This is a genomic window from Paracholeplasma brassicae (genome assembly GCF_000967915.1).
Lineage (GTDB): Bacteria > Bacillota_I > Bacilli_A > Acholeplasmatales > UBA5453 > Paracholeplasma > Paracholeplasma brassicae.
The window spans coordinates 1707171-1733167 of sequence record NC_022549.1 but is presented as its reverse complement, the minus strand read 5'-3'; the positions used below and the strand labels follow the sequence as shown (position 1 = coordinate 1733167).

Genomic DNA, 25997 nt, shown 5'->3' with positions numbered 1-25997 from the left:
TTACCACTTCTGTTGAGGTGGTTTTCTTTATTTTTTGTGATATTAGATGTTTACAAACGAATAAAATAGGTCTACAATAGAACTAATCAATCGAAAGATAGGTGATTAAATGAAAGAAACGGACCTTTATGAACCTTGTCTGGTGCTATTAGAAGACCAAGGATTTGAGGTAAAAGCTGAGGTGGGTAGTTGTGATATCATGGCTATCAAAGACGACTATGTGGTGATTATCGAACTAAAATTAAGTATATCACTTAAGCTAATCTATCAAGCGATTGATCGCCAGAAGTTCGCAGACAAAGTTTATGTTTGCCTGCCAAAGAAAGCAACAACAAGCAATCGTTCGAGTCTTAAATCATTTATTTTATTATTAAAACGCTTAGAGATTGGGTTAATTGTGGTTGACGAAGGTTTCGCAGAGGTGAGGCTTGAAACGTTTGGCTTTGATTTTAAAAAAAGCATGGCACAGTCAAAGAAGAAAAAAGTCAAACTGTTAAATGAATTTGCCCTAAGGAAAACAAACCAAAACGTTGGGGGCACAAACGGAAAAAAGATGACCGCCTACAAGGAAAAAGTCATCGAGATTGCCAAATATCTAGAGGAATTTGGTGAAAAGTCTCCAAAAGAAATCATTAACTATACCGGGATTAAAGAAGCACCAGGGATGCTAAGAAAGAATTATTATGGGTGGTTTTTAAACCCAAGAAGAGGCAGTTACACACTATCTGAGCTTGGTAAGAAGGATTTAGACTCGTTGACAAAGGAAATTAATGATAAAATTGAAAAAGGAGAGGTGAATTTATGAACAAAGCATTAATAAAGAAGAATTTTTATGAGGCAGTCAATAAAGACTGGCTAGAAAAAGCAGAGATACCAGCGGATCAACCATCCATGTCGGCGTTTTTAGAACTGCATTTGGGCATTGAAAAAACACTAATGGATTTAACTAGCGTATGGGAGAGTAACAACAAAGAATTAAACCCACAACTAAAGAAGTACATTAAGTATTATCAAATGACTAAGGATTTTGAGAAACGTGACTTATTAGGCTCAAAACCATTTGAAGTAATCAAAAATCGAATTAATGGTCTAAAAAACCTAAGTGATCTTGAGGCCTCCTACGTGGATTTAACACTCGATGGGATTGAAACCCCATTTGGTTATTACGTCATGCAAGACTTTATGAATAGTAATAACCAAGTACTCTATTTTGGTGCCTCCGATTTATTTTTACCTGACACCAGTTACTATAAGGATGAACAATCCAAAGAACAAATGCTTGGGTTGTTTACACAAACATCAAAAGCGCTCTTAGCCCTATTTGGTTATAATGAACAAGACGGACAATCCATTATCGATGACGCAATTTTGTTTGATTCCCTTTTAGTCCCAGTAACGAAATCGAGTGTGGAGAAAGCCGATTACGTGAAAATGTATAACCCGCTTAAAAAAGAAGAGGTTAACCAAAAGATTAATTCGTTTGGTGTGATAAAAACAGCAGAGAAACTAGTTAATCAAAAAGTTGATGAGTTAATTGTTTTAAATCTGGATTTCATTAACGCATTTGATTCAATCATCAATGAAGAACATTTTAGTTTAATGAAGTCGTGGATGATTTTATCAAACGCTATGGCATTTGCAAGCGATTTATCAGATGAAATCCGAGTCGCAAGCGGTGCGTTCTCACGCGCGCTATCGGGGATTAAGGAAGCCAGAAGTAAAGAGAAGTTCGCATTTTATCAAGCCTACAACCGTTTTGGACAATCGGTTGGTCTTTACTACGGCAAGCATTACTTCGGTGAGAAAGCCAAGAATGACGTGAAGGCAATGGTTCATGAAATCATCGGAATTTATGAAGAACGAATTAGAAAGAACGATTGGTTAAAAGAAGAAACCAAAGAAAAAGCAATCAAAAAGTTGTCAACACTCTCAGTACACGTTGGCTACCCGGATGAATTGCCACCATACTTAGATCAAATTGACATCAAAAACTACGACGAGGGGTCAAACCTTGTTTTAGAAAAGATTAAGATGAACCGATTGATTAACGCATTTAATTATCAAAAATACAATCAAGCACCAAATCGTAATTTATGGGGTATGCCTGCAAGTATGGTCAATGCGTATTATAGCCCAACAAATAATCAAATTGTATTTCCAGCGGCCATTCTACAAAAACCTTATTACAGCCTTGAACAAAGCCCATCAGAAAACTACGGTGGCATTGGTGCGGTAATGGCACACGAAATTTCACATGCGTTTGATAATAATGGAGCTAAATTCGATGAATTTGGTTCATTAAACAATTGGTGGAGTAAAGAAGACTTAGACGCATTTAATCAAAAATCACAAGACATGATTAAGCTGTTTGATGGCGTTGAAACGGGGGTAGGTCCATGTAATGGGACCCTTACGGTCTCAGAAAATATCGCCGATAGTGGCGGGTTACGTTGTGCGCTAGAAGCAAGTAAGAAAAAAGACGATCATAACTATGACGAGTTCTTTCAAAACTGGGCACGTGTGTGGCGTAACAAGTCATCCAAAGAATACGCAGAACTACTACTTAGAGTAGATGTTCATGGGCCAACGATTCTAAGAGCGAATCGCCAGTTAAGTAATCTAGAAGAATTCATCAACTTCTATGAAATAAAAGAAGATGACCCGATGTATTTAAAGAAAGAAGAAATGGTGAGTATTTGGTAGAATCAACGCTAAGACATGACCGGGTGACTGGTCGTGTTTTTTTGTTTTATTACGAAAAAAATAGAAAAAATTGAACAAAGTATACGATTTTATGGTATATTAACGATAGATATCATCTAAATTGGAGGGGTTTTTTTGAAAAAAATTAGCGATAAAGTATATCACTTGATTGGCTTTGGTTCACTCTTATTGACTGGTGTGTTGTACTATCTATTAACATTAAACATTAAAGATGCGTCTTATGATCGTTTTTCAAGTGCACCCAATATTCTATATCTTTTAATCGGCTTTATGTCACTAATGACACTCATTGGATTTTCGAGTTTTATGGTGAGTCATCAATTGAAAACGAAATCTAGAAAATTACTTTATGTGCAACTCTTTGGCCTAACCTTGACGTTAATCGGGCTGATTAGTTATTGTCTAGCCGTCGTTAACCTAAACGTCACATTTCTAGAACCACCACTAGATGCTTCTCAAGAAGTCTTGGGCAGTTATTATATTAAACTAATCGATCACAACATAAAGTCAAATAACCAACGACTTTTAGGACAGTTTTTTTCAGTTGTGGGGATTCATGTGTTTGGTTTGGGGAGTTTGGTGGTTATGGCCGAACTCAAAGAGAAAAGATAATTGAGGTAAAAATCCACGTTTTGGTGGATTTTTTTATTTTATTGACAAATCAGTTCGATATGCTATAATGAAACTACCATAAAGAGAAGGTAAGAGACAAGCTCGATGACCCTTCAGCAACCTGCAGACGCAAGGTGCTAAAGCTTGAATGATGGGAAACACTAAACCCATCATAGATGGTTTTTTTTCTTTTTGGTAGAAAAGAGGAAATGAATGAAAACATTCAACGTAGAAAAGGTAAAAATGAATTTACCAACGGATTCAAGAAGTAGGCAAATTTATGTGAAGTTAGATGAGGAAAAACAGTTATTTGAGCTGTTGTCAAAGATGGACTACAGACTAACCTACCAAGAGACGCTGTCGAAAGTAATTTGTGTTGACCTAGAAAAGAAAGTAGCTTTTGGTGGCATTCGGGTCGGCATCTTAGCGTGTTTGTCATCAGTCAACGGGGAAGTTCTTTCGTATCGTCAATTTTTAGAGTTACTTGAAGACTCAAATAGATGATGAGAAAATCAATTATCTTTTCAAAATTAACAGGGTAAACGAATGTAACGATAGAAGCGAATAGTTCGCTTCTTTTTTTTCAGCATCTGGCAGATTGATGGTGATGAAACGATTTTGAAAAGATCAAAGAAGTTCTTGCTTTATTTTCATGGAGACAGGCTTAATTTCAAACTTAAAAAAAATAGTAAAATCAATTTCATAAAGTTGATAATGGCTTTATAAGGCCATTTTATAAGACAATATAAAAAGTATTAGTTAGTATATTTTTTTGTATAAGTGCACTAAGGCGCGACGAAGTGGTATTCTTAATGGAATAATTATTCACGTTTTTTAGTAATTAGACCAAGTAGATTAGATGTGGTTTACTATGCATGAATTATAATAGCGTTTACATAAATGAAAATGCGCAATTGAGCCAAAGAGAGGAAAAAAGGCGATATGAATAAAATGATGGTTGTATTGTTTCTCCTTCTAGGTCTTGGACTAGCATCTTGTGAAGAGGCACCAGAAATTTCACTCACAGATGATATCATTGAACTAGAAGTCGGGGAAACAAAACAAATTAGCGCAGAAGTGACGAAAGGATTTGAACTTGAGTTTTTTCTACCAAATGAAACGGTAGCAAAACTAGAAGGAACCTCAATTACGGGTGTTTCTGCTGGTGAGGTCATGTTGACTGTCAAGGTAAAGGATAAAGATATTGAAAAAACCATTACCGTCAAAGTGACACAGCAAGTCGTTGAAGTTAGTAGCATCAACGTTACGGGAGATAACGTTGGTTTTGTTGGTGAAGAAATCACCTTAATAGCCGAAGTACTACCAACAAACGCAACCAATAAAGACGTGGTATGGACCTCAAGTGATGAACTAATCGAAACCGTTACAAATGGTGTCGTTAGCTTATTAAAAGCACGGTAAAGTCACAATCAAAGCGACGGTTGGGGTAATTGAACAAACCCATGTGATTACAGTAAGTGATCCAATAGTACTTGCTGAATCAATTACAATTAGTAGATTAAATCAAGGATTAGTCGGACAAAACATTCAGTTAACAGCATAAAGTGCTACCATAAGATACAACGAATAATGAAGTCACTTGGCAAATCGATGTCACAAGCTTGGGCTAAGGCAGATTATCGTAAATAACATTTATATTCTAAAATCCCCACTCATTGAATGGGGATTTTTTGATTGATAGAGCGCATAATGTTTTGGATTCGAACTATTATCCGTTATAATCGATATAGGTTCATAAGGAGTGATTACATGAGTAAAGTACTAAAATATAAATTTGAAGGTCATGAAGGCTTTTTAAGTATCACAACAATTGATGAGTTCTATTATGCATTAGTTGTTAAAGATACTGATAAGGTTAGACATATTCAAAAAGAAAACAAAATTGAATTAACGACGAGCTTAAAAGGGTTAAACTTTAAAGAACTAGCTGTATCTTATATAGATGATGAAACATTGACATCAAAGATTTATCACAAGTTAGCAGAAGAGAAGAACTTATATTTTAAAGAGTTAACAAATGGTATCGGCGTCATTCAAATTAAAATTAACGACCTCTTATAGGTCAAAATAGAAAACTAAGAACATAAAATGAATGTTTTTAGTTTTTTTTGACTTGTTATATAATGTTAATATAGATAATATGTTATCAAATGGAGGGCTTATGTTTAAAAAAGATTATAGAAGTCTAACTATTTATGAGATCATCCATACTTATAGAAAAATAGTCATTAAAGTAACAAAAAACAAAGATTACTATTATGGTCACCCAAGTTTAAAAAGAGAAGATAGACTTGAGGTCATTAAACGCTTAATGAATAAACTTCAGATGAATGAGACACAAGCATTATTTTTATATGATAACCAAAAGATGGATTTAGATTTACTTAAGATTGAGTTAATCAAAAGAGATCAAAGACCATATGACTTTAATGTTCATAAAGCAAATGAATTTGTTAATCGTATTAAATCAAGATTGGTATTTTTCAAGTATCATCAACAAGCAACGCTATTAATTTCAATCTCTATCGTTCTTACGTTACTACTATCGCTATTTAGCCAAAATGGAATCGTTGGATTATGGATAGTGTTAGTAGAGGTTCTTTTATCAAGTGTGCTAGTCTTATATGTTTATCTATATTACTTTACGGTTTTTAAGATGAAGAAGGCTATAAAGACTGGGAAACGGATACAAAAAGAAGTTAAGATCTACAAATACCGTTTTAAAACATACTTAGAAACCAATAGAAGACCACCTATTATATACGATACATTTGGGCTAAACATATATTGTTTGATTGATGGAAAAAAGACTAAATTGTTCTATCCTTTTCTATCTTCTAATATAGTCATTAGACCTGATAAAAACACCCACGCATTTAAAGAAAAAATGAGATTGATATCGAAGTTAAATGAACATGATAAATTAGAAGTGACTTACCTTAATAAAACAAAAATTATTGTACAAAGTTCAATCAAATTTGAACGTTTATTGAAGTGAAATATTCATTTTTAGATATACCATTGACAGTAATCTATGGTTCAATGTCTAAATAAACCAGACGGTCTAAATAGACGGTCTTTTTTTAATATCTAAGAATTAAAGCCTTAAACATTTGATTATTTATAGTTTGTTGTATAATAAAATTAAAGGGGAATGAGTTTATGAAAATGGTTGTAGCGGATTTGGACGGGACGTTGGTTCATCAAAAAAAAATGAGCAAAGAAACCCGTCAAACGATTCATCAATTAAAAGAAGACGGGTATTACTTTACGCTTGCCACAGGTAGACATAAAGATGCCACTAGAGCATTAGTTGAGGAATTAAACATCGATTTACCGGTTATTCTTACCAATGGCGCGTGCATTTATGATTACCAAAGTGAAACAGTCATTCATCAAGATACGTTAGAGAAGGCTTTACTTGATCAACTACTTAGAATCATTAACCAAAAACAAGTGTCGTATTTAATTTATACGACCAAGCAAATCGTCTCTAGTAAAGTAGCTAAAGACAAATTAGAAAAACGAATTGGTACATTTGAATCGGTAATAGTTGAATTAGAAGAAGAAAGAGCTTATCTAGAAGATGGTGTTTTAAAACTCTTAGTGATCGAAGAAGATCATGACCTACTAAATGAACTTAAAGAAACGTTAAAAACGATTAAAGGAATTTATCTTTTACAAAGCCAACCACAGTTCTTGGATATTGGCAATCAACTTGCGAGTAAAGGACGAGCACTTAAACGCTTAACCAAGTACTTAGGTGTTGATTTAAAAGATGTGCTTGCGATTGGGGATCAAGAAAATGATTTATCCATGATTTTAGAAGCGGGTGTTGGGGTTGCGATGGCAAATGCAGAAGCCATCTTAAAAGAGCATTCAGACTACGTCACAAAATCAGTGACTGAGGAAGGGTTTACTCATGCAGTCAAAACCCTCATTTATCAAAAGTAGGTCATTTTGGACTCACGTACGCGTGCGTCCTTAAATTATAGTGTCTGTAATAATAAACGGTGTTTATTTTTTACAAATTGTGATAAAATGATAATAAAGGCATCCCTTTGAATCGAGGGGATGTATGAAAATAAGAAAGGTTTTGACGCATTTATAAATCCTATTCGAGTAGGAAAAAAAACAAAAGGGAGAAAAAATATGCAACAGACAAAAGAAACAATGTTACAAGAATTGGCTTCAGTGGATGGCATCAAAGAAGCGACTGTGTATGAAAAATCCATTAATCAGGTTTCAGATACTTGGGTTTTCATGCAAAAGAAAGAAACAGTTGATGAATTAATTGCGTATGGCAGTCTATCGTCTAAATTTGAAGGTAAACCTTTTATGGTTTTTGGTAAACCAGGTGTAATTGCACCCTTATCGTCTCATAACGCTAACGTGTTAAGAGAACTATTTAGCTTTACAAAACCTGTACCAGTACTTCATCAAAAAAGAAGCTTTGGACTTGGTGACCGATTGGGTCTTGCGACCGAAGGACATGCGCGTGTTTTTGAAAAATACGACGCTTACCCAATCTTCGCACAACAATCGATTCGTGAGTTAAACATGACAAATCGTACGTACGAAGATGTATTAAATAGCGCAACGTTTGGTGTGTATAAAGTGGGTTTCAAACGCGGGTTTGGCGCTGATGGGGATCACTTGAAGACGAAAAAAGACATTGAATACGCACTATCCTTAGGTTTTACAATGATCACACTGGATGCAAGTGAACACATTAGAAATGATGTTAATCGAATGAGCAAAAAAGAAATACTTGATCAAGACGTGTTATCAGATGAACTCAAAGGACGCTATTTGAATCAATCATTTAATGTTTCTGATCAAACCATCACGTTTAGTGAATATGAGTTAAAACGATCAGTCTTAGTGTATTTAGAGGCAATTTCATTTGTTGAAGACATTTATGATACGTTCTTTAGAGGTAAAAAAAATGCGCCTAATTTTGAGTTATCGATTGATGAAACAGAAACACCTACCACACCAGTAGAACACTACTTTGTTGCAAATGAATTGGCATTAAGAGGTATTAAAGTCGACACATTAGCACCTAGATTTTGTGGTGAATTCCAAAAGGGTATTGACTATATTGGCGATATCAAACAATTTGAACAAGAATTAATCATTCATGTGGCAATCGCTGAACACTTTGGTTACAAATTATCAATTCACTCAGGTTCTGATAAATTCTCGATCTTTGAATTAATCGGTAAACATACCAAAGGTCACTTCCATGTGAAAACTGCGGGTACTAATTGGTTAGAAGCGGTTCGTGTGGTTTCGATGAAAGACCCGGGATTATATAGAGAATTACATGCGTATGCATTATCGATGTTTAAGGAAGCAACTAAGTTCTATCATGTGACAACGAACATAAATAATATCCCATCATTAGATTCACTTAAGGATGAAGAATTACCATCGTTAATGAATCATGAGGATGCAAGACAATTGATTCACATTACGTATGGGTTTATCTTAAACCACAAAGATAGCGATGGAAATTTTGTGTTTAAAGATCGACTTTATCTGTTGTGGCGACAAGAAATATCTGCCTACAAAGACCGTCTTGAAACACACATTGGTAAACACTTAGAATTACTATATCAAGGATTTAAAGCATAGGGGAGGCAATAGAAATGTCATTTAGAAAAAACAGTAAGTATCAGTTAGTATCACCAACGTCGATGGGGGTTAGAATCACACCGTTTGATCGTCAACCGGTGCACACAAGTCATTTATTTGAAATGCAAGCAACGAGCGCTGAAAGTAACGTTTTAAGTATTTCAGCATCGTTAGGTTTAAATACAATGGTGATGACTAAGTTTGTTAAAGATAGTCCAATCGCACTTCTAATCAAAGGGGATTTAAGAAGACGCGGTATTGCTTATGAAGGACTCGATGTTGAACAGGGTGGTCCTTGGGGATTACGTCATCAGTTTAATATTGCCGATAGCGGTTATGGCATGAGAGGGCCTAGGGTCTTAAATGATAGAGCTGGTGAAGTTGGGCGTACAATGTCCATTGACGATTTTGATTTAGAACGTATTTTTAAGGATGAGGGTGTTGAGTTATTACACTTATCAGGGTTAATTGTTGCTTTATCAAAAGAAACCAGTGATTTCTGTTTGAAGTTAGCAAGATATGCTAAAGAAAATGGAACAAAGATTTCATTTGATTTAAACTATCGTGCCACATTCTGGAAAAATAGAAGAAAAGAACTACTTGAAGTCTTTAAAGAAATCGCAAGCTTAACAGATATCTTAATCGGTAATGAAGAAGACTATCAATTAGCACTTGATATTGAAGGTCCTAAAGCAGGCGGTAAAGATATTAAAGCTGAGATTGAAAATTTTAAGGACTTAGTAAATAACGTGAGAAAAGCGTATCCAAACGCACAAACTTACGCAACCACACTAAGAGAAGTTGTGGATGCAAATCACCATGAATGGGGTGCAATCCTATATGATAATGGCAACTGGTCAGTGATTGAACCAAGACCAATCAGTGTCTTAGACCGTATTGGTGGTGGAGACGGGTTTGTTGGTGGTTTATTATATAGTAAACTCAGAGGTTTTGAAAGTGAAAAATGTGCACAATTTGCTTGGGCAACTGGTGCCTATGTCACGACGGTGAAAGAAGATTTTGGGCTACCTTTAGATGAAGAACAAATATGGGCGATTTATGAAGGTAACGCGAGAGTTAAACGATAAGAGGAGAATACTATGCAAAAATTATCAGATATTGGATTAACAGGGCTTGCGGTGATGGGGGAAAACCTAGTCTTAAATATGGCTTCTAAAGGTTTTCAAGTCACAGCGCATGCAAGACAACAAAGTCGCGTCGATGAATTCCTAAATGGCCGTGCTAAGGGCATGTCTATCATTGGGACATCTGACTTAAAAGAATTAGTAAAAACATTAAAAAAACCACGTAAGGTCATGATGATGATTAAAGCTGGTAATCCAGTCGATCAAGTCATTGAGCAATTAATTCCCTTACTTGAAGAAGGCGATATCATCATTGATGGTGGTAACTCGCATTATCCTGATACCATCAGACGTACTAAGTATGTCGAATCTAAAGGTCTATACTACATTGGTACTGGTGTTTCAGGTGGTGAAGAAGGCGCATTACTTGGACCATCAATCATGCCAGGTGGCTCAGTTAAAGCATGGGAACACGTTAAACCAATCTTCCAAGCAATCGCTGCGAAAGTCGACGATGGTGCGGTTTGCTGCGACTGGGTTGGACAAGATGGCGCTGGCCATTTCGTTAAAATGGTTCATAACGGGATTGAATACGGTGATATTCAATTAATCACTGAAGCTTATCATTTAATGAGAAATGTTTTAGGTATGTCTGCGGATGAAATGGCAGAAGTATTTAAAGATTGGAATAAAACAGAATTAGATAGTTATCTCATTGAAATTACTGGCGAAATCTTATCTCATAAAGATGAAGATGGCAGTCCATTAATCGATAAGATTTTAGATACTGCTGGTCAAAAAGGCACAGGCAAATGGACCGCTGTTTCATCACTTGAAGATTCAGTGCCACTAACTTTAATCACTGAAGCTGTATATGCTCGTTTCATTTCAGCAATGAAAGACGAACGTGTGGTTGCTTCAAAAACATTCAAACAAGTACCAATCACTTTTGATGGAGATAAGAAAGCATTTATTGAAGACATCAAGAAGGCCTTATATGTCTCTAAGATTGTTTCATATGCACAAGGTTATGCGTTAATGAAAGAAGCCGCTAAGTCAAACCATTGGGATTTAAACTATGGCGGCATAGCATTAATGTGGCGTGGTGGATGTATCATTAGATCTGTCTTCTTAGGCAAGATTAAAGAAGCATTTGATAAAAACCATGAGTTAAATAATTTACTGCTTGATCCATACTTCAAGCATGCTGTTGAAGAAAATGCAGCCTCTTGGCGTAAAGTCATTGCTACTGCAGTAATGAATGGTATTCCAACACCAGCAATGAGTGCAGCACTTAACTATTTTGATTCCTACCGTACAGAAAAACTGCCTGCAAACTTACTACAAGCTCAAAGAGATTTCTTTGGTGCGCACACTTATGAAAGAACAGACAAACCAAGAGGCGAGTTCTTTCATACAAACTGGACAGGTCGTGGGGGTAAAACCTCATCAACGACTTATAACGTTTAATTATGTATCCACTAACGTTTGACTTAACAGATAAAGTCGTTGTTATTACCGGTGGTGCAGGTGTTTTAGGTTCAAGTTTTTCAAGAGCTTGTGCACAAGCAGGTGCGAAGGTCGTCATTCTTGGTAGAAGTTTAGAAAAAGCATCAAAACTGAAAGATGAGATTGCGAAAAGTGGCTATCATGCCCTTGCGGTATCAGCTGACGTATTAAATAAAGAAAGCATTGAACAAGCCAAAGAGATTGTTAACCAAGTATTTGGACCAGTCGACATTTTAATTAATGCCGCCGGTGGTAATGACTTAAAAGCAACCACAAAAGATGAATATTTCAATGAAGAAACCGTCTTAAAAAACGAGGACATGCATTTCTTCAACATGGACTTAAACGGTTTTGATTATGTCTTTGGATTAAACTTCCAAGGCACATTAATCCCTTCACAAGTATTCATGAAGGATATGATCGGGAAAGAAGGATGTAGTGTGTTAAATATTTCATCCATGAGTTCATACAACCCGCTCACTAAAGTAGCGGCTTATAGTGCAGCAAAAGCAGCAATCAATAACTTTACACAGTGGATGGCTGTCCATTTTGCACAAGCTGGTATTAGAGTTAATGCCATGGCACCAGGTTTCTTTGTTACTGAACAAAACAAAAACTTACTTGTGAATGCCGATGGTACACTCACACCAAGATCACATAAAATCATTGAGGCAACCCCAATGAAACGCTTTGGTGAACCAGATGAATTAGTTGGTACACTCTTATACCTAATTGACCCAAAACAATCTAAATTCGTCACCGGTATTGTAGTGCCTGTCGATGGTGGATTCTCTTCATATAGTGGGGTATAAACAATGGAAAAATTTTATCTTGGAAAAACAATAGAAGGCTTAACTAATGAAGAGATTAAACAAGCGTTAAAGGATTCATTAGAAGGCAAATCTTATAAAAAAGTATTAATTATTCCACCTGATTTTACAAGATTCCACTCAAACTCAGGTTTTATAACGAACACATATTATCATCTATTAAAAGATCACGCACAAGTTGATATTTTGCCTGCTTTAGGTACACACGAACCAATGAGCGATATAGAGATTGATGAAATGTATGGGGATATTCCTAAAGACAGATTTTTAATCCATAACTGGAGAGAAGATGTCGTTCGTGTTGGTGAAGTACCGGCTAGCTATGTTAAAGAGATCACAGAAGGTCTTTGGGATAAAGGCGTTGGGATGGAAGTCAACCGTATTTTAATGGATGAATCATATGATTTAATTCTATCGGTTGGTCAAGTTGTCCCTCATGAAGTCATTGGTATGGCTAATCATGCGAAAAACTTATTTGTTGGTTGTGGTGGTAAAACAACCATCAATGAATCTCATATGATCGGTGCCGTTTTTGGTATGGAACGTATGATGGGTAAAGACCACACACCGGTTAGAAAAGTGCTTGATTACGCGTTAGAACACTTTTTAAAGAGTCGTCCTATCGTGTTTGTATTAACAGTAACTACCGCACCAAAAAATGTCATTAAAACACATGGTGTGTTTATTGGTAATACAAGAAAAGTCTTAGAAGAAGCCATCAAGTTATCTCAAGAAAAGAATATAAATTTTGTTCACAAAGGGATAAAAAAGGCAGTTGTGTATCTTGATCCAAAAGAATTCAAGAGTACTTGGTTAGGTAATAAGTCTGTTTACCGTACACGTATGGCAATCGCTGATGGTGGTGAGTTACTTGTTTTAGGTGAGGGCATTGTAAAGTTTGGTGAAGACCCAAAAATCGATCAACTCATCAGAAAGTATGGCTACTGTGGCAGACTTAATGTCTTAGATTTATTCAAGGAAAATGATGATTTACAAAAAAACATGGGTGCAGCTGCACACTTAATCCATAGCTCTTCAGATGGCCGTTTTAAGATTACATATGCAGTTAAAAACATCACTCTAGATGAAGTTAGAGGCGTTCATTTTAATGCTTGTAGTTACGATGAAGCAGTTAAAAAGTATGATCCTAATAAACTTGAACCAGGTTTTAATACATTAGAAGATGGTGAAGAAATATTCTTTATTCCAAACCCAGCACTTGGGCTTTGGATTGATAAGAACCGATTTTGACATCAATATAGAAAGAAGATAATTCATGACAAACAAACATTTGAAATCCCTGATTTTATCGGGTTTAATGATAGCTTTAGGGATTTTACTACCATTTTTAACTGGATCAAATCCAGCCTTAGGTTCCGTCTTTTTATTGATGCATATACCTGCGTTACTCACAGGGTTAATACTCGGTCCGTGGTATGGTTTAACGGTTGGGTTAATTTCACCCATCTTAAGAAGTGTGTTATTAACCACACCGCCGCTTTATCCAATCGCGACAACAATGATGTTTGAGCTTGCGGCTTACGGATTTTTTATTGGTTTGTTACACAAACTTCTACCGAAAAAAGACGCGCTTGTCTTTGTTAGTTTGGTCATTGCGATGTTACTAGGGCGTGCGACTTGGGGGTTAGCGGCAAACGTATTTTATAAAGACGCAGGAGTACCTTTTAATCTTGATGTGTTTTTAACAACTTCATTTGTTAAAGGCTTACCAGGGATGGCCATTCAATTGATTATGATCCCAGCACTTTACATTGGTTTAACTAAACGAGGTGTTTTGGATGCCTTTAAAGATAACTAACGAGCATGTGCTTCATTTAAAGAGAATCAACCATCATAAATACGAACTAGATAAAAGGGGGACGTATTGTCTTTCTTTTAACCGATTTGAACGGTTAAATAGAGAACAGAAAAAGCTTGGACTTATCGTGGATGAACAAAGCATTTTTGTTACAAAGAACGCTAGAAATTTGATGACAATGGTGTTTGTTATTGAAGAGCTTCAAGACAATGATCAAATTGTCATAAAACTCGATGGGAATGCAGCCTCAGGTAAAACAACCTTAGCTCAACAACTTTCCATGATTTATGAAATGAACGTCATTCACATGGATGATTTCTTTAAAAAACCAGAAATAGATCAAACTACCGCATATGGTAAATATGCTACGAACATCGATTTTAATAAAATGAATCAAAGTGTCGTCAAACCATTTTTATCGAAAGATAAGATTTGTTATCGACCATTTGATTTTAAAACCCATAGTCACGTAGGAGAGGTCCGCTTACCTTATAAAAAATACTTATTGATCGAAGGTGCCTATTCAATGCATCCATCTCTAAAAATTGATGCGGGTTTGACTGTATTTTATGGAATAGGTAAGTATAAGCAAATTAAACGAATTTATGATAGAAATGGATTTAAGCGTCTACGAATGTTTCTTAAAAAGTGGATAAAAAATGAAAATGCCTATCATAAAGCGCTAGAAACACAATCGTCGGCAACGGTTGTTTTAAAAGCGTAAATAGACTTAGAACTCTAATAATTGATTAGAGTTCTTTCTTTTCCCTCTTGAAAAATGGATAAGATGAGGCGTATAATGAACCTAGATGCCGAAATAGCTCAGGTGGTAGAGCAGCTGTCTCGTAATCAGCAGGTCGTAGGTTCGAGTCCTATTTTCGGCACCATTTTTTGAATAATTAGTTTTTAGAGATAGATCATTGAAGTTCAATGGTCTTTTGTTTTTATGGCGAATAAGAATAAATACTCTTTAATTGGGTGACAAGAAATGTAAAATATGAACTTCTAGAGTCAAAAGGGGCGATTTGAATTTGAGTCTCACCCATGAATTTCTAAGAGTTATACCCCAAAAATAATATAAATAGTCTATTAATTGAAGCGATATGTGAAATAACTAAAACAGTCATAACTCTCCTAGTCTTTTTAATGACATAAAAACAAGGAATCATTTATTTCGAAACAAAAACAATGAAAAACGATTCAAAATGAAACGATAATATAATCTATTGTTGCAAGCTTTATTTATCTAGAAAGGAAATTGAGTTTGTTCACACCACTTGTTTCGACTAAAAAAAGAACGAATAAATTATTGTCGACCGAATTTTCGAACGAATCATAAAATGTCGTTGATATTATTTTATCGAAATGAGCTTATTTGATATATTGAAAAAACAAAAATTTTTTTGTATGTGATTTCACTTATGGCGTACACTGTGTAATAGGGAAAAATCACTCTATATTTAACTTGATTAGTAATCAAAAAAACATTAAGCAAATATATAATGACTTTTGTATATCGCAAGAAATGACAGACTATTTTCTAGGTCTGTTTTCAAGCGCAGGGATAAGCCATTATGATGCGATGGGAAATTATCTTTATACAACTACAAAAGCTAATGAATATTATAAAAAAAATGATGACTATTGAACAGGATGGGCAATGGAAAATGGGAGGAGACAAATAGTCTTAAATCTTGATTATGTGTATCAAATGTGATACAATACTATTGAGGTGGATTGTATGAGAAATGATGTTATTCATGTCAGAGTTTCTGATGATTTAAAGAACAATGTTGAATCGATTCTAAGTGATTTGGGGATTACTTTATCCTATGCCGTTAATATATACTTAAAGCAAATAGAATCTAAAAGAGGCATTCCTTTTGAAGTGGTTTTACCAAGTCAAGAGAAAGCTAAAGAAATTGAAATGCTAGCAAACGCGATTAATTTAACTGGTGGGAAAGAAGTATCTTCTTATGCAAATCGAATACTAGGCTTATACGCTCAAGACTTGATTGATTATGAAACAGCAGTATTTGCACTTGGAAGAAACTTATAATGAAAGATCCATATATTTACAAAGACTCTGATGTTTTAATCAACAAAGCTAACATTAAAGATAAAGACAAACTTGATGAGTTTGAGAACCGTATGACAAATCTTGCTTTGATTTCATTAATCAAAGATTCGTTCAAGATAAATACATCAAAAGATGTCTTGAAAATCCATAAGAAATTGTTTGAGAATGTTTATGATTGGGCTGGAGAAACAAGAAAAATTGACATCTATAAAGAAGAACCTATCATCAATGGCAAGAGCGTTGAATATACAGCACATATGAGTATTATCAACGAATTCACTCATATAGATCGTCAATATTTTAAAACCGAGTGGATTTTACTGAAGAAAGAGGACTTCATTCATTTATTTACTCGAATGATTGCTGATGTTTGGAAAGTACACCCATTTAGAGAAGGGAACACAAGAACAGTTGCAGCATTTGCTTACCTATTTTTAAAGCAATATGGGTATGATTTCAATGCTAGACTAATTTCTCATCACGCTAAGTATTTTAGGAATGCCCTTGTGATGGCTTCATTAGGACAGTATGCAGAGTATCAATATTTACAAAACATATTAGTTGATGCTGTATCAAACAAAGTAGATATTGATAATAAAGAAAAATATACTCAAATTAAAGATTACCACATGGATCAATACAAATATGCTTATCACAAGGCAAAGTGATGTAAATATATGTATAAACTTCGGGTCATCTTTTCGGCACCATTAAAAAATAGACGGATTAATTGTAATGAACCCCAATAGTTGGACCAAGTAAAATTGGAAATGTGATTTTATAATAATCAAGGGGCAAACTAAGAAAGGCTATTGATATTCAAGGGTCTTTTTTTAACATTCGAAATAAACGGATTTTTTAAATTTAAAAGAATCCAAATCATGAACTTCTAAGAAAAAAGGGGATGAGTTGGAATATTTTGTCATTCAAGGATATCAAGGAAATCTACTGTATTGATGTTTAGTATAACGCATTGCTGAAAGTGAGTTTCAATACCCAGTCAAATTAAATGATAAATTTAAGATGATGGCTCATTTACTCCCATGGGATAACAACATCAAGATGTCAATTTAAAATGAAAGAAACCTCTAGATTGATATGATCCCCTTAAAGTAGACACTACAAATAATTAAAGTTTGTAGAAGTGTACAGAGAGGGGATTTTTCTTATGTCAAGAACACCAAGATTCAGTAAAGAAACAAAAATCAAAGCAATCAAAGCATATCAAACAGGAATCAAGTCAATGTTAGAAATCGCATGTGAATTAGGATGTGACGTATCCAGTGTTAAACAATGGGTCAGGAACTATGAATCGATGGGAAGTATGGCATTTGAGGATAAACCAAGAAACCAAAGTTATATGAAATCATTCAAATTAGAGGTGATTAAAGCTTACCACGATGGCAAAGGATCATACGCAGAACTGGCCAAACAATATCAAATAACATCAGACTCAATGATTAAGAGTTGGGTTTCCAAGTATAATAGACATAACGAGATCAAAGCGTATGATCCAAAGGGGTATGTTTATATGGCGAAATCAAGAAAAGTGAGTTATGAAGAAAAGTTAGATATAGTGAAATGGACGATTGAACATAACTTTGAATATAAACTCGCAGCGGAGAAGTTTGAGACAGCCTACTCACAAGTGTATAACTGGGTCAGAAAATACAACGTAGAAGGTGAAGCTGGTTTAAAGGACGAACGAGGCAAGAGAAAGCCTGTAGAGAATCTAAGTGAAATTGAGAAACTAAAACGTGAAGTTGAGCTTCTAAGACGGAAGAATGAACGTCTGGAGATGGAGGCTGAAGTCATAAAAAAATTCCAGGAGATCGAAAGGAGGGATATTTTAGCAAGATCCGCCAAGAAGCCAAATACAAAACGATAAAAGGGCTTCATGAGGCAAAAAACTATCCTATTTTGGTGTTATGTGAAATCCTTTTGATTGTTCGTAGCAGCTATTATAAGTGGTTAAAACATGAAGAAACAAATGAAGAAAAGATTAATCATGAGTTATCTCAATTGATTCTTGAATATCATGATGAGTTTAAAGGTATCTTAGGCTATAGACGGATGACTTTATGGATTAATAAGCGGAATCAAACGAACTATAATGTAAAACGCATCAGACGATTGATGAAGAAATTAGGTGTATCGTCGGTTATCCGTAGAGTGCGTAAGGGGTATATTAAAGTAAGACCAGAGATCACAGCAGAGAATGTCTTAAACAGACAATTTGAGGCTAATAATCCCAATGAGAAATGGTTAACAGACGTTACCGAGTTCAAGGTGATTGGATCGAATACTAAGTTATACTTAAGTGCCATCATCGATCTGTGTGATACCAGTATTATCAGTTACAAAATGGGTATATCGAATAATAACCAACTGGTAAATGAAACCTTCGAGAAAGCATTCCAACTTAATCCGGAAGCCAAACCGATGGTACACAGTGACCGCGGGTATCAATATACGAATAAAGTGTTTCAAAAGAAGCTCACTTCTAGAAGCATGACAGTCAGTATGTCTAGAGTTGGTAGGTGTATTGATAATGGACCGATGGAGAGTTTTTGGGGTACACTTAAATCAGAAATGTACTATTTAACCCAGTTTCACGACATCAATCAACTCAAAGTAGCGATTGATCAATACATCCAGTTTTATAATAAACAAAGGTACCAAGAAAAACTAAAAGGCTTAACTCCGATGGAATTTCGGAATCAAGCCTTAAAAATTGAATCAGTTATTTAATTATTTCCACTGTCTACTTGACAGGGGGCGGTTCAGATAGCCAAAAATCGGGCCTAGAGGTTTTTACTTTATATGGGACGTGCTTTTTTAAACGCTCACTTTTTTTCCTACACTTAAACCATCAAAAGATGTTAAGGAAACAGACAGGAAAACATGATACAGATAGAGAACGATTTGAAGTAGTTAAGCATTTCTTAATACATTTTCAAAAACGCCATTGACACTAAACAATGTTAAACACCTTGTTAGAGATGCAGTAGTACCAATGGATGTATGGCAAACCGTTGTCTTAACTTGGGATGGAGACACCTATAACGTTTACGATGGTGTAGACACAAAAACTGAAACTGCAACCCTATCATTGGAAGGATCTCAAACCGTTGTTGGGTCAAACCTAAATGGGTTTAATCCAGATAAACACTTAAATGGACAACTAGAGATGCTCGCCTATAAAGATGATGTGGTTGATTCAACCATTATCTCAAAACTATGCCAAACCAATCATATGATGTCAGTTAAAACCTATGTGGACCACCTAGGTAGAAGTACCAAGGATGTTATTAATACTGGATTACATACATTAGAGAACAGTTATACCTATAAAGCACCAGGTGCTGGTAAATCATCCCTACAAGTAGAATCCATTCAAAAATACGACAGTACAACCGTTATTTACTCGTATGATGCCCTAGGAAATGTAACTTCAATGATTACGCCTGATGGTACCTATGAATATGAGTATGATTACTTGAACCGGTTGGTTAGAGAATACAATCCAATTGATGGACAACCACTTGGTAGAACGTTAATTATGACCTATACTGGTAATAACAATATCCAGTTCAAGAAATACTATAACGGCAATCAACCACTTTCAACTCAACTAACACCAAATGAGTCTTATGAATATAAGCATGATAACGCTTGGAAAGATCAATTAACTAGAATCATTAAGTATGTTGATAATGTTGAAGATAGTACAGAAACCATCTCATATGCTGGTAGTAATTTTATTGGAAATCCAAGTCAAATTGGAAGTAAATCGTTAACATGGTCAGGTAGAAGATTAACAGCAATCACTGAACCAAACAAAGATAATATCGAGTATTTCTACAATGAAGCAGGTATTAGAACTAAAAAGATTGTAGGTAGTGATATCACAACCTATGAACTCAATGGATCAAACATCATTTCAGAAACAAAGAATGGAACGATAACAACTAGATATATCTATAATGAAAGAGGACTTCTAGTAGGGTTCGAATACCTGAGCAAAATGTATTATTATATTAGAGACTTGCTTGGCATCATCACAGAAATAGTTGATGAAAATAAAGTAGTTATGGTATCATATAAATATGATGCAAAGGGTAGATTACTTAACAAAGTTTATACACCAAATACTACTGGCGAAATTATTGCAGAATTAAATAGTTTTATCTACAAAGGGTATTACTTAGATGAAGAAACTGGATGGTATTATTTAAAGAATCGATTCTACGATTCAAAAATCCAAAGATTCATAAATTCAGATAGTGAAACCGGTGATGTTGGTGATATTTATGGCACTAATTTATTCGCATATTGTGAGAACAATCCTGTAAATCTAGTAGACGATAGTAGAAACTGGCCTAAGTGGTTAACGACAGCAATTGTTGTTGTCGCAGCTGTAATAGTAATTGCCGCAGTTTCTGTAGCGACTGCTGGCTTAGGCCCTCTAGTACTTGTGGGAGCTGGCGTTGGAGCTGGGATAGGCGGAGCAACTTCCGTCGTTACCCAGTTAATAACTACCGGTGAAGTTGATCCTCAACAACTTTTCATAGATATAGCAATAGGTGGTGTAATGGGTGCTTTTGGTGGTTCTGCAATCGGTAGATTAGGCATGACTATTGCAGGTGGAATAACAGGATCTGCTGGTGAACTTGCTTCACAACTAGTTTCTGTAGGCCCTATTGAATGGGGTAGAGTGATTGGATCAGGTGCAACAGGTGCTTTATTTGGATTCATCAGTGGACCTGGAGTACAGCATGGTAGACTAACTAACATTCAAAAAGTTAGAGTTAGACAAAGTAATCCGAATAGTAAAGCAAGACATATTAAAAACTTGAACAAACAAATGAACAAGTATGTATCAAGACTTTTAAACTCAGGTAACAAGGATATTAAGAAAAATATTATATGGGATGTTGTTTCATCGATTTTGGATGAATTAATTTAAGAAAATGGGAGGGTAACAAATGGACAATGTATCAAGGTACATCTTTATTGCATTAACGATATTTATTTTAGGACTTATGAGATATGGTTATAAAGCTAAGCCCAAATCTAATAGCAATATTATTAAGCAACCTCTTATGATTCTTAGAGGAGGAATTTTTGTCTCTATTATATTCGTAATTTTGGGTATATCAATGCCGTTTCTACCAACTACAGGTGGGGTTGAAATATTAGTGATGTTTTTTGTATTATCTATACTTATGACTTTATTTGGTATTACATTTATTTGGTACTACATTGTTTGGGAAATCAGAATTGGCGATCATGAATTTATCTATAGAAGTATGTTTGGTAAATCGATTCAATATGAATACACTGAATGCAAATGTGTAGTAACGCCTGCTAGAATTGATATTTATGTTGATAAAAAATGTATTCTTAAAATTTCGGCATTATCAGAAAACTGGTATGAATTATCAAACCGAATTGAACCTTACATGGAAAAGTATCAAAATGAATAAGATTTAAATTTTACATTTCATAAACTAATCAAGGGTGAATCATCATTGTGATAGCCTTTGATTTTTTATTTAATCCTGTGAAGCTGAATTATTGATATTAAAATATAAGATTTATTTTTGTTTTTTGTGAGCGTTTAAAATAACCCGTTCTTCCAATGATGTTTGACAAATACTACAATATCTATAAAAAGATAAGGTGGTAAATGATATGGCAAAAGCATACGATCAAACATTCAAAAATAAGATCATAAAAGAACGACTAAGTGGATTAAGCGTTAAATCAATTTCAATCAAACATGGTGTTTCTGTTTCGGTGATTCATAAGTGGCTTAAAACGACGAAGGAAGATTCATCAAACAAATCCCCACTCATCAACGTGACGGAACTGATTAAAACAAGAGAGATTTCATTTAAACTAAGTGGGCATTTAGTTCGTGTTGAGCTTAGTGATTTACCTCAGTTCCTACAAGCACTTAAATCATGATTGATCTAAAATACATCAAAAACATCAATGGTGTTGAAACTAAGTATTATCTACAAGGCACTAATATCATTGCAGAAGAAAAGAATGGTCAAACCATGCACTTCATCTACAATGAGCAAAACCAACTAGTTGGATTTGAACATCAGTCAAACAAGTATTTTTATGTAAGAGATTTACTCGGAATTATTAGAAATATTATTGATGTTAATGGTAAGATTGTGGTAACATATAAATATGATGCATGGGGTAATCATAAGGTATATGATTCATCAAATGCAGAAAACACACGTTCATCATTTATTGGTAATATTAACCCATTTAGATACAAGGGATATTATTATGATGTAGAAACTGAGTGGTACTGTCTAGAAAGCAGATATTACAGTCCATTATTATCAAGATTTATTAATATGGATCATACATTGTATTTAGAACCAGGAAACGTTGACGGTATTAATCTGTTTGCATATTGCGCTAACAATCCAGTTCACGGATTTGATACAAGTGGCAAGTTTAACTTTAAAAAGCTTTGGGGCAAAGTCAAAGATTATGCTAAAAAAGTAGTAAACAAAGTAGTCGACTATTTTCTAGAAAAGGTAGACATCAAATTTGACTATGGGTTTGGTTTTATAGAAAACCAATTCAGAACTGGTGAAATTGATAAACTATGGGATGCTAAATGGAGCGATGGAGTTGGTTCAATCAAGATACCATCATTGCTCAATCTTGTAGGTATCAATAGTACGTTTAATATTTCTGGTGGATTTAGTAAAGATACAGAGTTGTTCTTATCATTCGGCCATTAAACACAGATAGGCAATACAACAAACACAACAACTTTTGGTATTAGACCAATTCCATTAGCACTAGCAACAGTTGCCATAGAAGGATATGAGTATGCAAAAGAAAAAATAAAAAGTGTTGATTGGGGAGTTATTGGAGGATATGTTACTGTTGGAGTTGCAATATTAGTTGTTGCTGCAGTAATATACTTTGCTCCCTACTTAGCACCGTTATTATTAAAAGTTGCTGTTCCTGCATTAGCATCATATATAAAATTCTTAAACTTATAGGAGGATTAAAATGGAGTATAATTATGAGATTGACAAGTAAAAGGCTTTGAATTTAGCCAGAGAAAATGTAATATATGCATATTCATTTAGAAAAAAGACAGCCTATAAAGTATTTTCAATTCTAACTATATTGGTTCTTATCGGTTTAATATTCTCTATCGTTCCCAAACTAAATATTTTATATTTACTAACAAATTGTATTCTCTTACTCTTTCTAGTATCTATGATTTTGAAGGGTGAAGAACTTCAAATTTATGCTTTAAAAAGACAAACAGAAAAACTATATAGAAATAAGAATATAATAAAGTATGGTGTTGTTATAGATGAAGATCAAATAGCATATATTGGGAAAGATAATTCAAAAAAGTCATCCTTATTAAACTCAATCAAGCATATTACATATAGAAGTGATTTAAATGGCATCTTCTTTTCGAACAGCAAATCAGTTAGATTTGTATTCTTTGTAGATTTATCGGTTATAGACACAAAGGCCAAAGAAAGAATATTAAATATTCTATTGGAAAATCTCATTGACAAAAATGCTCAACAAGAATTAAAGAAGTCTTTACTATAATCTATGAGAGGAGTGATGTATATGATATACATTCAAATAGGACTACCTATACTACTTTTTGTTATTTTAGTATATGTATTGTTCATTAAAAAGAGAAACTTTCAAGTGCATAACCAAGAAAGTAGTATAAAACAAGGTATCTTTTTTATGACTTTTATGTCAACTTCAATCGTTTCTATTATACTTATAGAATATGATGTACCAATATTTATATATCTTTTAATATGGTGGTTTACATTAGCGTTACCAAATATCTATATATATAATTATTTTAGGAATTCTAGTAAATGAGTTGAGGGCTGCAGAGTAGTTATTATTTTTTTAAGGTACATTTTAAGTTATAAAAGTTTAAATTAGTGGCTGCAACTTTTCTCACATAGTTATTTATGTGTAAAAAGTTGCAGTTTTTTTGTGAGCGTTTAAAAGATATGTTGAAATTAAAGAAAGCCTATGTAAACTAAATTATATTAATAATTGGCCATTTAATTGGCTAGACTAAGGAGTGAGGTATGAGGCTATTAGCTAAAAGACATTATAGACAATGGTATCCTTTAATCTGCGGAATCATAATTATCACGTATGGTTTATTGAATTTTTATAGTGATGATTTTATTAGGCATCTAGTGATTTTGAGTAGGATATTAACAATTGGCATACTTACTATTAATTTATTAAACTTAAAGCACATGAAATCTTGGGTTAAAATCTCTATTTTACTGTTGCATTGGCATTTATACTCATATGGATACTTCAGTTTCAAATAACCTATAGTTATTTCTCTTTATTCGCATCTAGTTTCCCGCTAATAGCACTTCTATCAATTACTATCTTTTTTGGAATTCTAAAAGTAGAATAGTTTGGTGAACTAATCTAAAAATACTTATTTATGCATTATTTAGAATAATTTTTTATACCTTCTATAATCATTGTGAATTTCTGTATAAGTAACGAAAAGAAATGATGCTTGATTATATGAGAATAAAACACCTTACACTTTTGAGGGCCTCATTGGGCTATATCGTGCGTTGGGCTCATGGACAATATTTGACAATTATGATAGAGTGTATTTATCGTTGAGTACTGGCTAAAAGTAAGCCTAGAAGTAATAGGCGTTCGAGATGATCGAATTCCTTTTTTTGCTTAATAGGAAATTCTATTTTCAAATCTAAAAATCTAAATAGACAAAAATCCCACAGTCATGTGGGTAAGCAAGATATGAGTTAAAATAATTATTTAAAAACCATTAAGGTTTGTTTATAGTAAGCATCAAGTGGTACAGAAGATTCTTTACCACAATGATCACAGTAAATCACAGGATAATCAGAGATGGATTCATCCCACATTTCTAGTAGGATATCATATTCCTCATCATATTCGAAGCCACATTTAAGACATTTAAAATGGACAAATTCATCAAAAATATCTTTGTTCATAATATCATCGATATCAACAGGCGGTCCAAAGCAATAGTCGTTTTCAAGAGCATAGCGATAATCTTCTAAGCGTAGTTTTTTCTCTTGATCAGAGATCTTTATTTTGATTGTAGTAAAAATGTTTTGGCATTGTGATGCTAGTATAAATAACGGATAAGTTAAACATAGAGTGTTCATGTTAAAATAATTCATGAAAAGGAAGTGAGCTTATCAATGGCAAAACAGTATGATAAACAGTTTAAACTAGACGCAATCAAGTACCAACAAACACATCCTGAATTAAGTGTCGCGGCAGTGTGTAGAAACCTTAATATATCAAAACCGACATATTATAAATGGTCAGCTGAATATAAAAATGATGGTGATATTAATCACAGGGGTAGTAGTAAGATTCTATTTGAATGACGTGACAAAACATGAATTATTGATTAGAAATACACCTTCATTTATTAAAGTACATTTATCACTGACAGTGCTAAATGTACTTATTGTAAAGGACCTATTTGTAGGTTTAGAAAAAGCTATAGCATTGATGGTGTTAACTATGATAAATGTAATGGCATTACGTTTGAGTTCTTCAAACCTAATGAAGAACGTTTAGATGGCTATATAAATCTTTTTTTA

Annotated in this window: 26 protein-coding genes, 1 tRNA gene and 1 riboswitch; of the genes, 26 read left to right on the top strand and 1 reads right to left on the bottom strand. The window is 34.2% G+C overall.

From position 1 onward, the window contains the following. Positions 1-109 precede the first annotated feature (109 nt). The 25 genes from BN853_RS08040 to BN853_RS07920 all read left to right on the top strand — a co-directional run bounded on the left by BN853_RS08040 (position 110) and on the right by BN853_RS07920 (position 23940). Positions 110-805 carry a DUF2161 family putative PD-(D/E)XK-type phosphodiesterase gene (locus tag BN853_RS08040; RefSeq protein WP_030005441.1) on the top strand — a complete coding sequence of 232 codons (696 nt, stop codon included), beginning with the start codon at positions 110-112 and terminating at the stop codon, positions 803-805. Further along, positions 802-2703 (top strand): M13-type metalloendopeptidase, encoded by a 1902-nt coding sequence (locus BN853_RS08035; protein ID WP_030005440.1) that lies wholly within the window; start codon positions 802-804, stop codon positions 2701-2703. Before BN853_RS08040 ends, BN853_RS08035 begins: the two co-directional genes overlap by 4 nt. A 135-nt stretch (positions 2704-2838) precedes the next feature. Further along, entirely contained in the window at positions 2839-3336 is a 498-nt protein-coding gene (locus tag BN853_RS08030; RefSeq protein ID WP_030005439.1) for a hypothetical protein, read from the top strand. A gap of 73 nt (positions 3337-3409) precedes the next feature. Further along, positions 3410-3519, top strand: a riboswitch (SAM riboswitch). A gap of 30 nt (positions 3520-3549) precedes the next feature. Continuing rightward, the gene (locus tag BN853_RS08025; RefSeq protein ID WP_030005438.1) at positions 3550-3840 is read left to right on the top strand and encodes a hypothetical protein; all 291 of its coding nucleotides are present in this window, start codon (positions 3550-3552) and stop codon (positions 3838-3840) included. A 438-nt stretch (positions 3841-4278) separates the two neighbouring features. Further along, positions 4279-4758 (top strand): hypothetical protein, encoded by a 480-nt coding sequence (locus tag BN853_RS08020; RefSeq protein ID WP_030005437.1) that lies wholly within the window; start codon positions 4279-4281, stop codon positions 4756-4758. Positions 4759-5106: 348 nt separating this feature from the next. Further along, positions 5107-5418 (top strand): hypothetical protein, encoded by a 312-nt coding sequence (locus BN853_RS08015; protein ID WP_030005436.1) that lies wholly within the window; start codon positions 5107-5109, stop codon positions 5416-5418. Positions 5419-5518: 100 nt separating this feature from the next. Then, positions 5519-6355 (top strand): hypothetical protein, encoded by an 837-nt coding sequence (locus BN853_RS08010; protein WP_030005435.1) that lies wholly within the window; start codon positions 5519-5521, stop codon positions 6353-6355. Positions 6356-6519: 164 nt separating this feature from the next. Further along, entirely contained in the window at positions 6520-7311 is a 792-nt protein-coding gene (locus BN853_RS08005; protein WP_030005434.1) for a Cof-type HAD-IIB family hydrolase, read from the top strand. 198 nt (positions 7312-7509) lie between these two features. After that, positions 7510-8997, top strand: a complete 1488-nt coding sequence (locus BN853_RS08000; protein WP_030005433.1) for a tagaturonate epimerase family protein — start codon at positions 7510-7512, stop codon at positions 8995-8997. Between the two features lie 14 nt (positions 8998-9011). Next, complete coding sequence (locus BN853_RS09020) at positions 9012-10085, top strand: sugar kinase (RefSeq protein WP_030005432.1); 1074 nt, start codon at positions 9012-9014, stop codon at positions 10083-10085. A 12-nt stretch (positions 10086-10097) separates the two neighbouring features. After that, positions 10098-11552 carry a decarboxylating NADP(+)-dependent phosphogluconate dehydrogenase gene (gene gnd / locus BN853_RS09015; protein ID WP_030005431.1) on the top strand — a complete coding sequence of 485 codons (1455 nt, stop codon included), beginning with the start codon at positions 10098-10100 and terminating at the stop codon, positions 11550-11552. 2 nt (positions 11553-11554) lie between these two features. Beyond that, positions 11555-12403 (top strand): SDR family oxidoreductase, encoded by an 849-nt coding sequence (locus tag BN853_RS07985; RefSeq protein ID WP_030005430.1) that lies wholly within the window; start codon positions 11555-11557, stop codon positions 12401-12403. 3 nt (positions 12404-12406) lie between these two features. Continuing rightward, a complete protein-coding gene (locus tag BN853_RS07980; protein WP_030005429.1) occupies positions 12407-13672 on the top strand; it encodes a nickel-dependent putative hexonate epimerase in 1266 nt (421 codons plus the stop codon). Between the two features lie 25 nt (positions 13673-13697). Beyond that, positions 13698-14240: an ECF transporter S component gene (locus BN853_RS07975; RefSeq protein WP_030005428.1), complete on the top strand. Its 543-nt coding sequence runs from the start codon at positions 13698-13700 to the stop codon at positions 14238-14240. Beyond that, on the top strand, positions 14221-14964 hold the full coding sequence (locus BN853_RS07970) for a nucleoside/nucleotide kinase family protein (RefSeq protein WP_052591384.1): 744 nt from the start codon (positions 14221-14223) through the stop codon (positions 14962-14964). Before BN853_RS07975 ends, BN853_RS07970 begins: the two co-directional genes overlap by 20 nt. 87 nt (positions 14965-15051) lie before the next feature. After that, positions 15052-15127, top strand: a tRNA-Thr gene (locus tag BN853_RS07965). 854 nt (positions 15128-15981) lie between these two features. Next, a complete protein-coding gene (locus BN853_RS07960) occupies positions 15982-16299 on the top strand; it encodes a type II toxin-antitoxin system RelB/DinJ family antitoxin (RefSeq protein ID WP_030005425.1) in 318 nt (105 codons plus the stop codon). Beyond that, the gene (locus BN853_RS07955) at positions 16299-16988 is read left to right on the top strand and encodes a Fic/DOC family protein (protein WP_030005424.1); all 690 of its coding nucleotides are present in this window, start codon (positions 16299-16301) and stop codon (positions 16986-16988) included. Before BN853_RS07960 ends, BN853_RS07955 begins: the two co-directional genes overlap by 1 nt. A 500-nt stretch (positions 16989-17488) precedes the next feature. Continuing rightward, positions 17489-18208, top strand: coding sequence for a helix-turn-helix domain-containing protein (locus BN853_RS07950; RefSeq protein ID WP_030004029.1), 720 nt, complete (start codon positions 17489-17491; stop codon positions 18206-18208). Positions 18209-18243: 35 nt separating this feature from the next. After that, positions 18244-19071: an IS3 family transposase gene (locus tag BN853_RS07945; RefSeq protein WP_030004561.1), complete on the top strand. Its 828-nt coding sequence runs from the start codon at positions 18244-18246 to the stop codon at positions 19069-19071. Positions 19072-19336: 265 nt separating this feature from the next. Further along, positions 19337-21289 carry an RHS repeat domain-containing protein gene (locus BN853_RS07940; protein ID WP_030005423.1) on the top strand — a complete coding sequence of 651 codons (1953 nt, stop codon included), beginning with the start codon at positions 19337-19339 and terminating at the stop codon, positions 21287-21289. A 19-nt stretch (positions 21290-21308) separates the two neighbouring features. Continuing rightward, complete coding sequence (locus BN853_RS07935; RefSeq protein ID WP_052591382.1) at positions 21309-21809, top strand: DUF6560 family protein; 501 nt, start codon at positions 21309-21311, stop codon at positions 21807-21809. Positions 21810-22017: 208 nt separating this feature from the next. Continuing rightward, complete coding sequence (locus BN853_RS07930; RefSeq protein ID WP_030005421.1) at positions 22018-22293, top strand: transposase; 276 nt, start codon at positions 22018-22020, stop codon at positions 22291-22293. Next, complete coding sequence (locus BN853_RS07925; protein ID WP_030005420.1) at positions 22290-23099, top strand: RHS repeat domain-containing protein; 810 nt, start codon at positions 22290-22292, stop codon at positions 23097-23099. The genes BN853_RS07930 and BN853_RS07925 overlap by 4 nt, the downstream gene beginning before the upstream one ends. A 313-nt stretch (positions 23100-23412) precedes the next feature. After that, positions 23413-23940 carry a hypothetical protein gene (locus BN853_RS07920; RefSeq protein ID WP_052591380.1) on the top strand — a complete coding sequence of 176 codons (528 nt, stop codon included), beginning with the start codon at positions 23413-23415 and terminating at the stop codon, positions 23938-23940. Between the two features lie 1229 nt (positions 23941-25169). On the opposite strand, the gene BN853_RS07910 is transcribed toward BN853_RS07920, so the two are convergent. Next, on the bottom strand, positions 25170-25550 hold the full coding sequence (locus BN853_RS07910; RefSeq protein WP_052591376.1) for a hypothetical protein: 381 nt from the start codon (positions 25548-25550) through the stop codon (positions 25170-25172). Between the two features lie 36 nt (positions 25551-25586). On the opposite strand from BN853_RS07910, the gene BN853_RS07905 reads away from it, so the two are divergent. Next, on the top strand, positions 25587-25778 hold the full coding sequence (locus tag BN853_RS07905) for a transposase (RefSeq protein WP_052591374.1): 192 nt from the start codon (positions 25587-25589) through the stop codon (positions 25776-25778). Positions 25779-25997: the final 219 nt, after the last annotated feature.

Bases quoted from the DNA above. Each gene is read 5' to 3' on its own strand.
- BN853_RS08015 (WP_030005436.1), top strand. From the start codon at position 5,107: ATGAGTAAAGTACTAAAATATAAATTTGAAGGTCATGAAGGCTTTTTA.
- BN853_RS08035 (WP_030005440.1), top strand. From the start codon at position 802: ATGAACAAAGCATTAATAAAGAAGAATTTTTATGAGGCAGTCAATAAA.
- BN853_RS08000 (WP_030005433.1), top strand. From the start codon at position 7,510: ATGCAACAGACAAAAGAAACAATGTTACAAGAATTGGCTTCAGTGGAT.
- BN853_RS08025 (WP_030005438.1), top strand. From the start codon at position 3,550: ATGAAAACATTCAACGTAGAAAAGGTAAAAATGAATTTACCAACGGAT.
- BN853_RS07910 (WP_052591376.1), bottom strand. From the start codon at position 25,550: ATGAACACTCTATGTTTAACTTATCCGTTATTTATACTAGCATCACAA.
- BN853_RS09020 (WP_030005432.1), top strand. From the start codon at position 9,012: ATGTCATTTAGAAAAAACAGTAAGTATCAGTTAGTATCACCAACGTCG.
- BN853_RS07985 (WP_030005430.1), top strand. From the start codon at position 11,555: ATGTATCCACTAACGTTTGACTTAACAGATAAAGTCGTTGTTATTACC.
- BN853_RS07975 (WP_030005428.1), top strand. From the start codon at position 13,698: ATGACAAACAAACATTTGAAATCCCTGATTTTATCGGGTTTAATGATA.
- BN853_RS08020 (WP_030005437.1), top strand. From the start codon at position 4,279: ATGAATAAAATGATGGTTGTATTGTTTCTCCTTCTAGGTCTTGGACTA.
- BN853_RS08040 (WP_030005441.1), top strand. From the start codon at position 110: ATGAAAGAAACGGACCTTTATGAACCTTGTCTGGTGCTATTAGAAGAC.
- BN853_RS07935 (WP_052591382.1), top strand. From the start codon at position 21,309: ATGGACAATGTATCAAGGTACATCTTTATTGCATTAACGATATTTATT.
- BN853_RS08005 (WP_030005434.1), top strand. From the start codon at position 6,520: ATGAAAATGGTTGTAGCGGATTTGGACGGGACGTTGGTTCATCAAAAA.
- BN853_RS07905 (WP_052591374.1), top strand. From the start codon at position 25,587: ATGGCAAAACAGTATGATAAACAGTTTAAACTAGACGCAATCAAGTAC.
- BN853_RS07980 (WP_030005429.1), top strand. From the start codon at position 12,407: ATGGAAAAATTTTATCTTGGAAAAACAATAGAAGGCTTAACTAATGAA.
- BN853_RS07960 (WP_030005425.1), top strand. From the start codon at position 15,982: ATGAGAAATGATGTTATTCATGTCAGAGTTTCTGATGATTTAAAGAAC.
- BN853_RS07940 (WP_030005423.1), top strand. From the start codon at position 19,337: ATGGATGTATGGCAAACCGTTGTCTTAACTTGGGATGGAGACACCTAT.
- BN853_RS07955 (WP_030005424.1), top strand. From the start codon at position 16,299: ATGAAAGATCCATATATTTACAAAGACTCTGATGTTTTAATCAACAAA.
- BN853_RS08010 (WP_030005435.1), top strand. From the start codon at position 5,519: ATGTTTAAAAAAGATTATAGAAGTCTAACTATTTATGAGATCATCCAT.
- gnd (WP_030005431.1), top strand. From the start codon at position 10,098: ATGCAAAAATTATCAGATATTGGATTAACAGGGCTTGCGGTGATGGGG.
- BN853_RS07925 (WP_030005420.1), top strand. From the start codon at position 22,290: ATGATTGATCTAAAATACATCAAAAACATCAATGGTGTTGAAACTAAG.
- BN853_RS07970 (WP_052591384.1), top strand. From the start codon at position 14,221: ATGCCTTTAAAGATAACTAACGAGCATGTGCTTCATTTAAAGAGAATC.
- BN853_RS07950 (WP_030004029.1), top strand. From the start codon at position 17,489: ATGTCAAGAACACCAAGATTCAGTAAAGAAACAAAAATCAAAGCAATC.
- BN853_RS07930 (WP_030005421.1), top strand. From the start codon at position 22,018: ATGGCAAAAGCATACGATCAAACATTCAAAAATAAGATCATAAAAGAA.